The 13,313-nt window shown below is 61.8% G+C and carries 16 protein-coding genes; 15 read left to right on the top strand and 1 reads right to left on the bottom strand.

Annotation, left to right across the window (positions count from 1 at the left end; all coding sequences use genetic code 11):
* Positions 1 to 14 precede the first annotated feature (14 nt).
* On the top strand, positions 15 to 1,163 hold the full coding sequence (gene tgt / locus D5261_RS01830) for a tRNA guanosine(34) transglycosylase Tgt (protein ID WP_119320251.1): 1,149 nt from the start codon (positions 15 to 17) through the stop codon (positions 1,161 to 1,163).
* 142 nt (positions 1,164 to 1,305) lie between these two features.
* Here tgt and D5261_RS01825 read toward each other — a convergent pair whose 3' ends face one another.
* Positions 1,306 to 1,596 carry a hypothetical protein gene (locus D5261_RS01825; protein WP_119320250.1) on the bottom strand — a complete coding sequence of 97 codons (291 nt, stop codon included), beginning with the start codon at positions 1,594 to 1,596 and terminating at the stop codon, positions 1,306 to 1,308.
* Positions 1,597 to 1,700: 104 nt separating this feature from the next.
* Here D5261_RS01825 and D5261_RS01820 point away from each other — a divergent pair, with 104 nt between their 5' ends.
* The 14 genes from D5261_RS01820 (at position 1,701) to D5261_RS01755 (ending at position 13,296) form a co-directional block, all read left to right on the top strand.
* Entirely contained in the window at positions 1,701 to 2,486 is a 786-nt protein-coding gene (locus D5261_RS01820) for a flagellar hook-basal body protein (protein WP_119320249.1), read from the top strand.
* Positions 2,487 to 2,628: 142 nt separating this feature from the next.
* A complete protein-coding gene (flgG, locus tag D5261_RS01815) occupies positions 2,629 to 3,417 on the top strand; it encodes a flagellar basal-body rod protein FlgG (RefSeq protein WP_119320248.1) in 789 nt (262 codons plus the stop codon).
* A 79-nt stretch (positions 3,418 to 3,496) separates the two neighbouring features.
* Positions 3,497 to 4,189: a flagella basal body P-ring formation protein FlgA gene (locus D5261_RS01810; protein ID WP_119320247.1), complete on the top strand. Its 693-nt coding sequence runs from the start codon at positions 3,497 to 3,499 to the stop codon at positions 4,187 to 4,189.
* A gap of 3 nt (positions 4,190 to 4,192) precedes the next feature.
* Complete coding sequence (locus D5261_RS01805; RefSeq protein WP_119320246.1) at positions 4,193 to 4,795, top strand: flagellar basal body L-ring protein FlgH; 603 nt, start codon at positions 4,193 to 4,195, stop codon at positions 4,793 to 4,795.
* 156 nt (positions 4,796 to 4,951) lie between these two features.
* Complete coding sequence (locus D5261_RS01800; RefSeq protein WP_119320245.1) at positions 4,952 to 6,061, top strand: flagellar basal body P-ring protein FlgI; 1,110 nt, start codon at positions 4,952 to 4,954, stop codon at positions 6,059 to 6,061.
* Positions 6,061 to 6,486 (top strand): rod-binding protein, encoded by a 426-nt coding sequence (locus tag D5261_RS01795; RefSeq protein ID WP_119320244.1) that lies wholly within the window; start codon positions 6,061 to 6,063, stop codon positions 6,484 to 6,486. Before D5261_RS01800 ends, D5261_RS01795 begins: the two co-directional genes overlap by 1 nt.
* A 57-nt stretch (positions 6,487 to 6,543) precedes the next feature.
* A complete protein-coding gene (flgN, locus tag D5261_RS01790) occupies positions 6,544 to 7,014 on the top strand; it encodes a flagellar export chaperone FlgN (RefSeq protein ID WP_119320243.1) in 471 nt (156 codons plus the stop codon).
* A gap of 14 nt (positions 7,015 to 7,028) precedes the next feature.
* Positions 7,029 to 8,411 carry a flagellar hook-associated protein FlgK gene (gene flgK / locus D5261_RS01785; RefSeq protein WP_119320242.1) on the top strand — a complete coding sequence of 461 codons (1,383 nt, stop codon included), beginning with the start codon at positions 7,029 to 7,031 and terminating at the stop codon, positions 8,409 to 8,411.
* 20 nt (positions 8,412 to 8,431) lie between these two features.
* A complete protein-coding gene (flgL, locus tag D5261_RS01780; protein WP_119320241.1) occupies positions 8,432 to 9,316 on the top strand; it encodes a flagellar hook-associated protein FlgL in 885 nt (294 codons plus the stop codon).
* 86 nt (positions 9,317 to 9,402) lie between these two features.
* Positions 9,403 to 9,870 (top strand): flagellar assembly protein FliW, encoded by a 468-nt coding sequence (gene fliW, locus D5261_RS01775; protein ID WP_119320240.1) that lies wholly within the window; start codon positions 9,403 to 9,405, stop codon positions 9,868 to 9,870.
* Positions 9,871 to 9,987: 117 nt separating this feature from the next.
* A complete protein-coding gene (gene csrA, locus D5261_RS01770; protein ID WP_119320239.1) occupies positions 9,988 to 10,233 on the top strand; it encodes a carbon storage regulator CsrA in 246 nt (81 codons plus the stop codon).
* Positions 10,234 to 10,482: 249 nt separating this feature from the next.
* Positions 10,483 to 11,487 (top strand): malate dehydrogenase, encoded by a 1,005-nt coding sequence (mdh, locus tag D5261_RS01765; RefSeq protein ID WP_119320238.1) that lies wholly within the window; start codon positions 10,483 to 10,485, stop codon positions 11,485 to 11,487.
* Positions 11,488 to 11,578: 91 nt separating this feature from the next.
* On the top strand, positions 11,579 to 12,652 hold the full coding sequence (locus D5261_RS01760; protein WP_119320237.1) for a LacI family DNA-binding transcriptional regulator: 1,074 nt from the start codon (positions 11,579 to 11,581) through the stop codon (positions 12,650 to 12,652).
* Positions 12,653 to 12,732: 80 nt separating this feature from the next.
* Positions 12,733 to 13,296, top strand: coding sequence for an isochorismatase family protein (locus D5261_RS01755; RefSeq protein ID WP_119320236.1), 564 nt, complete (start codon positions 12,733 to 12,735; stop codon positions 13,294 to 13,296).
* Positions 13,297 to 13,313: the final 17 nt, after the last annotated feature.

Genomic DNA, 13,313 nt, shown 5'->3' with positions numbered 1-13,313 from the left:
ATGCAGTACGTTTTATGACATCATTCACTCTCAAAGGCGTGTCGTCCGACACCGGCGCGCGTCGCGGCGAGCTGCGTCTCCCGCATGCGTCCCTTCCCATCCAAACCCCGGTCTTCATGCCGGTCGGCACCCTCGGCACCGTCAAGGCGATGACGCAGGAGGAGCTGTCCGGACTTGGTTTCTCGCTGATCCTGGGCAATACTTACCACCTGTATCTGCGGCCCGGACACGAGCTCGTTCGAAAAGCCGGCGGCCTGCACAAATTCATTGCCTGGGATGGCGCGATGCTCACGGACAGCGGGGGCTTCCAGGTCTTCTCCCTACAGGATCTGCGTAAGATCACGGAAAACGGCGCGGCGTTCAAGTCGCATATCGACGGCTCCGAGCACTTCTTCAGCCCGGAACGCTCGATTGAAGTCCAGCACGCGCTTGGCGCGGATATCATCATGGCGTTCGACGAATGCCCGCCGTACCCCAGCACCTACGAACAGACGCAGTCGGCGACCGAGCGCACGCATCGATGGCTGACGCGCTGCGTGGCGTATCACAAAGAGCAGGCGTCGGAGCAGCTGCTGTTCGGCATCGCACAGGGCGGTACGTACGAGAGCCTGCGCATCGAAAGCGCGCAGTTCATCGCCGCGCAGGACACGCCGGGAATCGCGATTGGGGGAGTTTCGGTCGGCGAGCCGCCGGAGAAGATGCTGGAGGCCGTTTCCTGGAGCATGCCCTATATCCCCAAGGAGAAGCCGCGTTATCTGATGGGGGTGGGGACCCCTCAGGATATCCTGCAAGCCGTCGCGCAGGGCGTGGACATGTTCGACTGTGTCCTGCCGACGCGCCTGGGCCGCACGGGCACGTTTTACACCATGCGCGGGCGTATCAATATCAAGGGAAGCCGCTATACCGAAGACTTCGGCCCGGTGGATCCGGAATGCTCCTGCGCGGTCTGCCGGCGTTATTCGGCGGCGTATCTTCGTCATCTCTACAAGTGCAATGAGATCCTGGCGTCCCGACTCACGACCTATCACAATCTGGCGCACTACGCGCAACTGATGGCCGATATCCGCGACGCCATCGAGCGGGACGACTATGCGTCCTTTATGCAGACGCGGCTGGCGCAATATGGCCGGAAAAATGATATGAAAATCGAAGAAGTGGCTTGACACCGGGCGAAGAGTGTGATATATTAGTGGTGGCGTAACGACGCGTTCGATCTCCACATACCGTGCGAGTCCTCGCGCACATGTAAAATCAGGTATCCCGCGTACCCCCGCGCGTGATACCTGAATTTATTTTGAGACTACCCTAATCTTCGAACTCTTCCCCACCCAGATCCGGCCGCGCGATCGTCACGCGCACAGAATCTTCGACGAACTGCGAGACGATTTCTTCCGTTCCCAGCGCGTTGATCTGCTCGCGCAGCGTGTGGATCTGACGTTCTAAATTCGCCAATGTCCCCAAATCGGTTTCCTGTTCGTGCTGGCGAAGCAGAGACTTGAGCCGATCCGTCAGGGAGAGCCGCAGGGCGCGCCACTCCGACGCCCTCGGATTGTCGCCCATAAATTCTTCAATTGCATCCTCAGTGTTCGCCGCCATTTTCGCCGATCCTCTCGTCTCCCAAACCGCAAATTACCCACCCCAAAGTTTTACCCAAAATCCGGTACTTTTTCCACTAAAGATCCCGCGCGCCGTGCCCGATAATGATGTTAGACCAAGTATCGGGAAAGGAAACACCGGCCATAACACGCGGAATTTACACAGCAGCCAGCGGCATGATCGCCAATGAACAGGCGCAGGACGCAATCGCGCACAACTTAGCCAACGTCAACACGACCGGCTACAAGCAGGATATTCCTTGCTTCTCCTCATTTCAAAGCCTGCTGCTTCAGAACTCCAGCCAGGGTCACAGCGCGGTCGGAACGCTCGGCAATGGCGGCGGCGTCTACAAGCTCGCTACCGACTACTCCACCGGCGCCATGCAAAAGACGGGCAATCCGCTGGATGTCGCCCTGAGCGGCGACGCGTTTCTCGAAGTGCAGACTCCGCAGGGCATCCGGTTCACTCGCGACGGATCGATGACGATGAACGCGCAGAATCAGCTCGTGACCGTAACGGGCGGCGCGCAGGTGCTGGACAGCAGCAACCGGCCGATCACCATTCCGCAGGGCGCCAAGAATATCACCATCGGTCTCGACGGACAGATCAAGGCGGACGGACAGAGTGTCGCCACGCTGGGGCTCGCCGGCATTTCGGCGGCGGACAACGCGACCAAGGTCGGCGACAACATGGTCACCGTCCCGCAGGTGCGTCCCGCATCCGCCGGTTCGGAAGTGCGCCAGGGGTTCCTGGAAACCGCCAACACCAGTATCGTCGGCGATATGGTCTCCATGATCGCGGTGCTCCGCGCTTATGAGACTGACCAGAAGATGCTTCAGACCGAAGACGACGCGACCGGCAAAGCCGTCAACGATGTCGCAAAACTCTAGTAAAGATACCTGGTCGCTCGACCGATAATTAAACTGTCAACAATTTCTCGGCTGGACTGTCCGCATTCGTGCTGACGGAAGCCGATCGACCCGCCGCCCACGACTTGGGCGTCGATCACAAACGCTAGGAGACCTCGCTACTATGATGCGCGCACTCTACACGTCGGCTACCGGCATGATGGCTCAGCAATTGAATATGGACGTGATCGCGAACAACCTCGCGAACGTCAACACTACCGGCTTCAAGCGCAGCCGCGCGGACTTCCAGGATCTCCTGTACCAGGAAATGCGCCCCGCCGGCACCGTGGTCGCTCAGGGCGCGCAGGCCCCCACCGGCGTCGAGGTCGGCCTTGGCGTCAAAACCGGCGCCACGGAAACCATGTTCGACCAGGGCACCTTCCAGAACACCGGCAACAAGCTGGACGTCGCCATCGAAGGCGATGGGTTCTACAAGGTTCTTCTGCCCGACGGCTCGACCGGCTACACCCGTGACGGCGCCTTCAAGCGCGACTCGCAGGGTAAGCTCGTTAACTCCGACGGCATGGCGATCCAGCCGGAAATCACCATCCCAAGCACCGCTACCGACATCGCGATCGGCAAGGACGGAACCGTGAGCGTGACCGAAGCCGGCAACTCCACGCCCCAGACAATCGGCAAGATCACGCTGACTCAGTTCTCCAACCCGGCCGGTCTGAAGCACCTCGGAGGCAACAACTTTGCCGCGACCGACGCTTCCGGATCGCCGGTGGACGGCACGGCGGGGCAGGGCGGCTTCGGCACGCTGTCTCAGGGCATCCTCGAAATGTCCAACGTGCAGATCGTCCAGGAAATGGTCAATATGATCACGGCGCAGCGCGCTTACGAAACGAACTCCAAATCCATCCAAACCGCGGATGAGATGCTCCAGACCGCCAACCAGCTCAAGCACTAAGCTTGGCGCATACTTTCAGAAGTCCGGCGAATTCGTTCGCCGGACTTCGCTTCTTAAGTTTGGTTGGAGGAATGAGATAGTGAAACGCTTCTTCATCGGAGGCTTCGGCGTGCTCGCCGCCGCTTCCGCGCTCTCCGGACCCTTATTCGGGGCCACTCTCGCTCATCCGGGAAGTACGGCCAGGAAGATCGCGGCGCTGCAATCCACCGTGGCGCATGTCTCGCTGCGGCCCAGCGCCGCCGTACCGGCCGACGCCGACGGGTTCTTCACGCTGGGCTCGATCGCCGACATCACCGGCGGCGACGCCGCCGCGCGCGCCCGGCTCGGCGCCGTGATCGTCGGCCGCGCGCCGCTCGCCGACAGCGTGCGGCAATTGACGCCCGACGATGTCGCGCTCAAGCTTCGCCAAGCCGGTCTGAATCCCAGCCGTGACGCCGTGATCGAAGGGGCGCCTAAGATCTCCGTCACCCTGGCCTCCGCTTCGGCCGCCACTCCCGTTCCATCTTCCGCCTCTTCCCATCTCGCAACTCACTCCGCGTCGGGATCGTCCGCCGCGCCCGCAGCGCCGGCAAGTCCCGCCGCCGCGCCGGTGTTGAAGCGTGGAGACGATGTGTCCATCGTTCTTGAGGAAGACGGCCTTTCGATTACCACCAGCGGCGTCGCTCGCGACCCCGGCGCGGTCGGCGACACGATCCGTGTCCACCGCACCGGCAGCGCCACCGACCTCACCGCCGTCGTTCTCGACGAGCGCACCGTGCAATTGGAGCTTTAAATCATGAATCGCGCCATTATTCTCGCCGCCATCCTGTCCCTGTCCGCCGTCCAAATGGCTTCCGCCGACTCCCTTTATCCCGGCAGCAGCACGTTTAAGGCCACGGGAACGACGTCCGCCTCGCTGTTCGCCGATATCAAAGCCCATGGGGTCGGCGATACGCTCACCATCATCGTCACCGAAACGGCGTCCACATCCTCCGTCGCCAATACGAAGAACTCCAAAAACGAGAACTTCAGCTACGGCCCCGGCATCGGACCGCTCCTTTCGCGAATCCCGGCGCTCGGCCTGAGCGGCTCCATCGGCAGCACGGCCTCCGGCAGCACCGACCGCAACGACAACCTCACGGCCCGCATTGCGGTCACCGTCAAAGAGATCCTGCCCAACGGCAACATGCTCGTCGAAGGCAAGCGCAAAGTCGGCATGAACGCAGAGACCCAGGAGATCACCCTTACCGGCGTCATTCGCCCGCTCGACATCGGCTCCGACAACACCATCCCATCGCCTCTGGTCGCCGACGCGCAGATCAAATACGGCGGCAAGGGCCCGGTTGGCGACAAGCAGCACGACGGCATCATCTCACGCATCTTCAAGTTCTTGTTCTAAGGGACGACCCGTTCCCGGCTAAATTCCCATCCCCCGCAGAGCGAAAGCTCGGCGGGGGATTGAGATTCTCCATGCCCCTAATGAAACCCGGTATTTCTACCAATAATGAGATTAAGAATACTTAGGCGGCAAAGGCTGTACGCACGAAACCAACCTATGAAAAAAACATTGACACTCCTCGCATTGCTCGCGCTGACCGCGGGCGGATCCGCCGTTCATGCGCAGGCTCGCCTGAAGGACATTGGAGTCGTTCAGGGCGTCCGCTCGAATCAACTCGTCGGTTACGGTCTTGTCATCGGCCTGGACGGAACGGGCGATGGAACCGGAACGACGTTTACGCCGCAGTCGGTCGCTTCCATGCTGGCGAAGTTCGGGGTGAACTCGCCGGCGGCGGCGATGAAGCTGAAGAATGTGGCCGCCGTCATGGTCACCGCCGCGCTGCCGGCGTTTGTGAAGAACGGCAGCCAGATCGATGTTACCGTCAGCAGTCTGGGCGACGCGAAGTCGCTTCAGGGCGGCACGCTGCTCCAGACGCCGCTTCAAGCGGCGGACGGCAAGGTCTACGCCGTGGCGCAGGGCTCCGTGTCGGTCGGCGGATTTTTGGGCGGCGGAGGCGCGGGCGGATCAGTCACGAAGAACCACGTTACGGCTGGACGTATTCCCGCCGGCGCCATGGTCGAGCAGGAAGTGCCGACGACATTCTCCGGGACCGAATCGCATTCGGTGTCCGTCACGCTCAACCAGCCCGACTTTACCACGGCGGTGCGCGCTGCGAAAGCGATCCAGCGTAACCTGCCGCTGGGCGCCACGGGAGCGCGCGCTATGGACGCCGCGACCATTCAAGTCGATTTCTCGCCGGGCGCCGATACGGTCAATATGATCGCCGAGCTCGAAGATACGCCGGTGGATACCGACGAAGTCGCGAAGATCGTCGTGAACGAACGGACGGGAACGGTGGTCATGGGCGGAAACGCGACGATCACGCCGTGCGCCATCGCCCACGGCAATCTGACGATCTCGGTGACAAACGACCCGATCATCTCTCAGCCCGCGCCGTTCAGTAACGGCAAGACCGTGGTGCAGCCGCGCAAGATCGTCCAGACCAAAGAAGGCGACGCCCGGCTGATGAAAGTGATGGGCGGAACGACGCTCGACAAGGTCGTCAAATCCCTGAACGCGCTCGGCGTCACGCCCCGCGATCTCATCTCCATATTGCAGGCCATGAAGGAAGCCGGCGCGCTGCACGCCGAGATTGAGGTGCTTTAATGGAAACCCCGGCTCTGAGCCTTCCGGCTAATCTGCCGCTCAATATGACGGGCGCTTCGCACGCGCAGAAGCCCGCCGACCTGAAGAAAGCCTGCCAGCAGTTTGAAGGCTACTTTCTGAATCTCATGTTCAAGGAGATGCGCAAATCGATCCCCAAGAGCACGGTGCTCAAGGACGACGCGGGCCAGGAGCAGACGTTCCAGGAGATGATGGACCAGAAGGTGTCCGATGTGATGTCGGAGCGCGGAGACTTTGGACTGGCGAAGATGATGTACGTCCAGCTAACCCGCGCCGACATCGTGAACGCCGACGGGACCCCCGTGCCGGCGCCCGGCGTAGATGCTTCGGAAGAAACGGCCGCGGACGCCGGAAAATCCTCTCAAAAGCCTAATGCCCCGGCGTCGAAAACCCGACAATGGAAGTAATGGAGAGGCCGGTGAAAGTACCGGGTTCACAAACGCGCTAAGAAAGAGACGAGGCCTATGCCGGACACAAAGAAGATTTTGAAAGTGCTTCGCGACGAGCAGACGCTGCAAACGCGACATTGCAGGCTGCTGGAGACGCAGCAGCGCGCGCTTCTCGCCTGCGACCGGAAGCGGTTCCACGATACACAGACCGAGCACGCGCTGCTTCTGGCCCAGCTGGAGGTTCAAGCGGAGGCGCGGCAAGCCGCGCTGCTGGGAGACGATGGAAAGCCGTGTTTGCTGTCCGCGATTGTCGAAGACCTTCCCGAGCGCAGCCGCCGACCGATCCTGAATGTGCGCGACACGCTGCGATTGACGCTGGAGCGCATCCAGGAACTGAGCCGACAGAACGAGCGGCTGATCAACAACGAACTTGAGTATATTGCGTTTACGCTGGACCTCTTTGTGGAGGCGGGACGCAAAGCAGATATCCTGTATGGCGGACGGAGCCTCAATGGCTGCCGACTGCTGCTGGACCGACTCGCCTAGAAAGGGGCTAACGAATGCCAGGAACATTTTTCGGACTGGAGATCGGCGCGCGCGGCCTTGCTGCGGCGCAGATCGGCCAGGACGTTACCGGACATAATATCGCGAACGCCGGCACGACGGGATACTCCGTACAGACGGCCAACCTTCAGACAACGGACCCATACTCTCCTCCCCCCGTCTCCGGCGGCGGTCATGTGGGCATGATCGGAACCGGCGTCATCGCTCAGAGCATCACTCGGGCCAGCGACGAGTTTCTGAACGTGCAGGTCCGCGACAATACGTCGCAGCAGACCATGCAGCAGTCGCAGTACGACACGCTGCATCAGGTGGAGGGAGCCTTTGGAGAGCCGTCGGACACCGGCATCGACAACTCCGTGAACAGCTTCTTTCAGAGCTTCACCAACCTGGAAAGCAACCCTGAGGACAGCGGCGTCCGCGCCACGATCCTGCAAAAAGCCAGCGCGATGACACAGGTCATTCAGCAGACGCAGGCGTCTCTCACCGTCATCAACGACCAGATCGCCAACAAGCAGACGGCGGACCTCACCGGCCTGAACAGCTATGGGACCCAGATCGCCGCGCTGAACGTGACGATCCGGCAGGCCACCTCGCAGCATCTGGACGCCAACGACCTTCTGGATCAGCGCGATGTCCTGATCGACAAGGTCTCGAAGCTGGCGAACATCAATGTCGTCAACCGCACCGACGGCACCGTGAACGTCACGATCGGCTCCACCAGCCTGGTCAACGGCGTCGACGCTTATACGGTCAGCATGACGGGAACGAACGGCCTGACGGCGCGCGGCGACTTGACCGGCGGCGAGCTGGCCGGCCTCAACAATTCCCAGAACCTGGTGACCGGATATCAGGCCAATCTGGACACGCTGGCTTCGACGATGATCACGGCCGTGAATACGGTCCATCAGAGCGGCGCCGGTCTGGACGGAACGACCAATATGCCGTTCTTCACCGGTACGGACGCTTCGACCATCGCCGTCAACACGACGCTGATCGCCAACCCGCAGAAGCTCGCGGCGGCCGCGCTGCCGACGCCTCCCGCCACCACGCCTCCTCCGGGAGACAGCCAGAACGCGACCTTGCTCGCCGGTATCCAGAACCAGGCGCTGATCGCCGGCAAGACCGTCAGCGGCTTCTATGAGGAGCGGATCGCGGACCTGGGCGCTCGGACCGACGCCGCCAAAACGGCGGCGGCCAGCTCCGCCTCCAGCTTGTCGCAGCTGAGCCAGCAGAAGGCGTCCGTGACGGGTGTCTCCACGGACAGTGAAATGATCAATATGCTGAAGTTTCAGCGCGGATACGAGGCGGCCGCCAAAGTTGTCAAAACCATGGACGATATGGTGGGCACGCTGATTACCGACCTGACGGCCGCCCGTTAATTTTGAAGGAATAATCAATCATGCGAGTGACGAGTAGCTTAATCGCAGCCACGCTGGCGGCCAATGTCGAAACCAGTCTGAGCAATTTGAACGCGGTCTCCACCGAGATCTCCACCGGTAAGAAGCTGAACAACCCATCGGACGACCCGGCGGGCGCGGCGTACTCCATGTCGCTGCGCGCGTCCCTGGTGGACAACACGCAGTACCAGACAAACGCCGCTCAGGCGAAGACGTTCCTGAACGCGACGGACAGCGCTCTTTCGGACGTCTCGAACGCCATCCTGTCGGCGCGGCAGATCGCCAGCGCCGGCGCCAACTCGACCCAGACCCCGGACAGCCTGGCCGCGCTTTCGGCGCAGGTCGATGGGATCATCTCGTCGGTAATCCAGTCGGCGAACTCGGATGTCCACGGCAAATATCTGTTCAGCGGCACCGAAACCAAGACGGCCCCTTATATCGACGACGCGACGGCGCACTCCACCGGCCCTGTTTATCAGGGAAACACCGGGAGCGTGACCGCGACGGTTGGCAAGAACAATAATATCAGCATCAGCACGCCGGGCAGCGCCGTCTTCAGCGGCCTCTTTGCGACCCTGAACGACCTGAAAGCGAACCTCGCTTCGGGAGACATCAATGCGATGTCGGCCGACCTTGGCAAGCTGGACACCAACCTGAGCACGGTCAGCTCCGTGCGAGCGAATGTCGGCGCGCAGGTCAATACCATGACCAGCGTGACGCAGAACCTCACGCGGGCGGAGACTTCCTATAAGGACGCCATCGCCAATGTCGAGGAAGTCGATCTGGCTCAGGCGTACGTGCAGCTGCAAAGCGCGCAGAACGTCTACCAGGCGTCGCTCGTCGCGGTCTCCAAGGGTTACCAGCACAGCCTTTCGGATTATCTCTAATCATCAAATTCTCCGCGCCGCCCTGCGTGGCGGCGCGATCGTTCTATAGCGCTCACCGAGCGTGGTGAGCAGGAGTTAGTTGTCATATGCAGATCGAAACGGCGCGATTCGGACAGGTGGATGTCGACGAGAACAGCATTATTACGTTTCCAGACGGACTGCCCGGATTTGAAGAGAAGCGGCGCTTTGCGTTCGTCTCCCATCCTTCGGCGAAGCAAGATAAATCCAGCCCCTTTCTGTGGCTGCAATCGTTAGAAGATGAGAAGCTGGCGTTTTTGACCGCGGAGCCGCGCCACTTCTTCCCAGGCTACGCGCCGCGCATCGCCAGCGGCGATCTGGACGCCCTGGAGATCGGCGAAGAGCCGCTCGGACCGCGTCTTTATACGCTGCTGACGGTTCCCGCCGGCGATCCCAAGGGGATCACGGCCAATCTGCTCGCGCCGATCGCGATCAATCCCGTCGCGCATGTCGCGCGCCAGGTGATCGTCGCCGGCGACGATTATGGCCTTCGGCACCGCCTTTTGCCGGCAACGGAGGCTGTCGCCGCCGCATAATTAGGATCTTCTTAGAGAACTCGCGTAATATTACGAGGAATCGGGAATGATTCCCATGGATGGTGCGTTTCTATAGATATAGAACACGACCCAAATCAGGGGCCAGGGAGGGCCGCTATGCTCGTACTCACACGAAGACTCAATCAAAGCATCAAGATCGGCGATGACGTGGAGATCACGGTCATCGAAGTTCGCGGGGATCAGGTTCGCCTCGGCGTCTCCGCCCCGCGCGACGTCGCGGTTCACCGCAAAGAGGTTTATCTGCAAATTCAGCAGGAAAACCGCGCGGCGGCGTCTGTCGAGGATCCGTCCGCTCTGGACGAGATCGGCGACGCCTTCGCGAACACCGCCAAAACCCAATAATCGTCGATCCACGACCTTTGAACACGATAAGAAGCCCGGCTCCGGCCGGGCTTTTTTGATTCCGCGCTCCGGCGCGAAATTCGGCTTTCGAATGCGCGCGTCTGGTTGACAAACAAAATCAAACCTTCTATACTTAATGACGGAACAATTTCGTATGCATTTGCGCTGTCGCCGCACAGCCGTAGAGATCGCGCACGAGAGGATTCCCACCAATTTGACGATTGAATATCTCAGGAGACGAGGCATATTATGGCGGCTGGACGTAAGAAAGTATCCGTGATCGGAGCGGGAAATGTGGGCGCAACGGTGGCGTTCCATGTGGCGCAGCAAGGCTACGCGGACGTAACGCTGCTGGACCTGCCGGACGATCTGACGCTGGAGCGTCCTCGTAAAACCGGTTCCATGGCGCAGGGCAAGGCGCTCGACCTCAACCAGGTTTCGCCGATCGTCGGCTATGACGGCCGCCTTTCCGGCACATCCGACTACGCCGACACCGCCGGCAGCGATGTCGTGGTGATCACCTCGGGCCGGCCGCGCTCGCCGGGTATGTCCCGCGAGGATCTGCTCGCCGTCAACGCCGACATCGTCGCGAGCGTCGCTTCTCAGGCCGTCGCGCAGTCGCCTGACGCCGTTTATATTGTCGTCTCGAACCCGCTCGACGCCATGTGCCACGTCGCCCTGAAGGCGACCGGCCTTCCGTCCGAGCGCGTCATCGGCCAGGCCGGCGTACTGGACAGCACACGCTACCGCAACTACATCGCGGCCGCGCTCAAGATCTCGGTGGAAGACATCCAGGCGTATGTCCTGGGCGGACACGGCGACCAGATGGTCCCGGTGCGCAGCCTGACCACCGTCGGCGGCATCCCGATCCAGAAGTGGGTGGAGACCGGCAAGATCACGGAAGAGCAGCTTCAGAAGATCGAGGACGACACCCGCCAGGGCGGCGGCATTCTGACGAACCTCATCGGCACCAGCGCGTGGTACGCGCCGGGCGTCGCGACCGCCGAGATGGTTGAGGCCGTCCTGCTGGACCGCAAACGCATCCTCGCCGTCACCGTTCTGCTGAGCGGCGAATACGGCGTCTCCGATCTGTACTTCGGCGCTCCCACGAAACTGGGCGCGGCCGGCGCGGAGGAGATCTACGACCTCAGCAAGCTAGTCACGCTGACGGATGTCGAGCTGGCGGGCATTAAAGAATCGGCCGGCAAGGTGCAGGGCACCGTCGATTCGCTCAAGGAATTGGGCAAGCTGTAGGAAACCGTTCCCGCCGCGCTTCCCGTTCAGGAAGCGCGGCGAGAACACGGTCGGCGTACGGGGATGAGATGGTGTGGGAAGGAAACTGTAAATGGCTGTGACACTCAAGGACATCGCCGAGCGGACAGGTGTGTCGCCGAGCGTCGTCTCGACAGTCCTGAGCGGGCGCGATAACGGCACGTTTGTCAGTGAAAATACGCGACGTAAGGTTTTGCAAGTCGCGGAGATGCTGAACTACACGCCGGTCCGGTCCGGACGGCCGCGCGGCAGCCAGCGCCTGCGCCGGCAGCGCACGGAGCAGTTTATCGGCATCTGGGACCCCGAGTACAGCTCGGCGTCCGCCCATGCGATCCAGTTCCTTCAGGCCGCGCTGCGCAAGCACGCGGAAGCGTCCGGCGCCGAGTCCGAGGACGATTTCGGCCTGCGCCTGCTCACCTCCGACGATCTGCCCAAGCTCGACGCCATCGGCATCATGGGCCTGATCCTGCTGTCGTCCACGCTGCTTCCCCGCGAAGCGGCCAGCGCCACCATTCCCTGCGTCATGATCGGCGAGGTGGACAACCCGCCGCGCGAGCTGTTCATGGCGCACACCAACGAATTCGCCGCCGGCCGCGAGCTGGGCGATTATCTGTGGAGCCTTGGGCACCGCCGGGTCGCCATGATCGCGCCGTCGTCATCCGTGCGCGTCAGCCGCCAGCGCTTGCAGGGCATGCAGGCGGTGTGGATCAAGCGGCAGGGCAATCCCGCCGACCTGCTCTCCGTCCCCTTCGATGTCACGCCCGTCCTCACCCTGCGCGATCAGGTCCGCAAAGCGATCTTTGGCCTCGCCGGTCCGGAAGTCCCGCCGTCGAAGAAGCCGACCGCCATCGTTTGCTACGACGAGAAGGTCGCCGCTGTCGCCGCGCAGACCCTTTCGGAAATCGACGTCCGAGTCCCCGCGCAGATGTCGCTGGCTTCCTTCCAGGACACTCCGGACGTGGGCGAGTTCTTCATTCCGCCGCTGACCGCCATCCGCGCTCCGATCGCCGAGCTTGCCGTGGCCGCGATGGAGCAGCTTTATCTGATGCACGATCAGGAAACCACGGTCGCCGGCGACAACGCCGAAGCCGCGCTGTCCGCGCAGCTGATTATTCGAAACTCCTGCGCGCCCCCGCCGCAGGCGTAACTTCGCAATGGATTTCTTATTCGAGGCCGACTCGCGCACGCCGCGAGCCGGCCTTTCCCACGTGAGAGGCGCCCACACCCATGACTTACGAACGCAACCCCAATCTTCTCGACCCCCAGCGCAGCATCCTCGTCGTCGTGGATATGCAGGATACTCTCCTGCGCGTCATCCATGACCGCGAGCGTCTGCTGGCGTCAGTGTCGCTGATGACGCGCACGGCCGCTCTGCTGGACATCCCGATCTTCGCCACCACCCAGAACGCGGCGCGCCTGGGCGGGCTGGCGGCCGAGATCGCCGAAACGATTCCTCAGGCCACGATCATCGATAAAATGTCCTTCTCCTGCGCCGCCAGCGACGCATTCCGCACCGCGCTCGCCGAGACGGAACGCACGCAAGTCGTCCTTTGCGGCGTCGAGACCCATATCTGCGTCGCGCAAACGGCGATCGATCTTGTGTACGACGGCTACCAGGCCCACGTCGCCGCCGACGGCGTTTCGTCCCGCACGCTCGAAAAGCACAAACTCGGCATGGAGCGCATCCGCGACAACGGCGTCTTTCCGGCGGCGGCCGAAGCGGTGGTTTACGAGTGGCTGGGAGAAGCGGGGACAGACGCGTTCCGGACGGTGCTTGGGTGGGTGAAGTAGAGGTCTTTACTGAAGAT

Origin of the sequence: Capsulimonas corticalis, assembly GCF_003574315.2 — a bacterium.
GTDB lineage: Bacteria > Armatimonadota > Armatimonadia > Armatimonadales > Capsulimonadaceae > Capsulimonas > Capsulimonas corticalis.
This window is presented reverse-complemented; position numbering and strand designations above follow the sequence as displayed.

Coding starts and splice junctions, on each gene's coding strand:
- tgt (WP_119320251.1), top strand. CDS start 15: ATGACATCATTCACTCTCAAAGGCGTGTCGTCCGACACCGGCGCGCGT.
- D5261_RS01825 (WP_119320250.1), bottom strand. CDS start 1,596: ATGGCGGCGAACACTGAGGATGCAATTGAAGAATTTATGGGCGACAAT.
- D5261_RS01820 (WP_119320249.1), top strand. CDS start 1,701: ATGATGTTAGACCAAGTATCGGGAAAGGAAACACCGGCCATAACACGC.
- flgG (WP_119320248.1), top strand. CDS start 2,629: ATGATGCGCGCACTCTACACGTCGGCTACCGGCATGATGGCTCAGCAA.
- D5261_RS01805 (WP_119320246.1), top strand. CDS start 4,193: ATGAATCGCGCCATTATTCTCGCCGCCATCCTGTCCCTGTCCGCCGTC.
- D5261_RS01800 (WP_119320245.1), top strand. CDS start 4,952: ATGAAAAAAACATTGACACTCCTCGCATTGCTCGCGCTGACCGCGGGC.
- D5261_RS01795 (WP_119320244.1), top strand. CDS start 6,061: ATGGAAACCCCGGCTCTGAGCCTTCCGGCTAATCTGCCGCTCAATATG.
- flgN (WP_119320243.1), top strand. CDS start 6,544: ATGCCGGACACAAAGAAGATTTTGAAAGTGCTTCGCGACGAGCAGACG.
- flgK (WP_119320242.1), top strand. CDS start 7,029: ATGCCAGGAACATTTTTCGGACTGGAGATCGGCGCGCGCGGCCTTGCT.
- flgL (WP_119320241.1), top strand. CDS start 8,432: ATGCGAGTGACGAGTAGCTTAATCGCAGCCACGCTGGCGGCCAATGTC.
- fliW (WP_119320240.1), top strand. CDS start 9,403: ATGCAGATCGAAACGGCGCGATTCGGACAGGTGGATGTCGACGAGAAC.
- csrA (WP_119320239.1), top strand. CDS start 9,988: ATGCTCGTACTCACACGAAGACTCAATCAAAGCATCAAGATCGGCGAT.
- mdh (WP_119320238.1), top strand. CDS start 10,483: ATGGCGGCTGGACGTAAGAAAGTATCCGTGATCGGAGCGGGAAATGTG.
- D5261_RS01760 (WP_119320237.1), top strand. CDS start 11,579: ATGGCTGTGACACTCAAGGACATCGCCGAGCGGACAGGTGTGTCGCCG.
- D5261_RS01755 (WP_119320236.1), top strand. CDS start 12,733: ATGACTTACGAACGCAACCCCAATCTTCTCGACCCCCAGCGCAGCATC.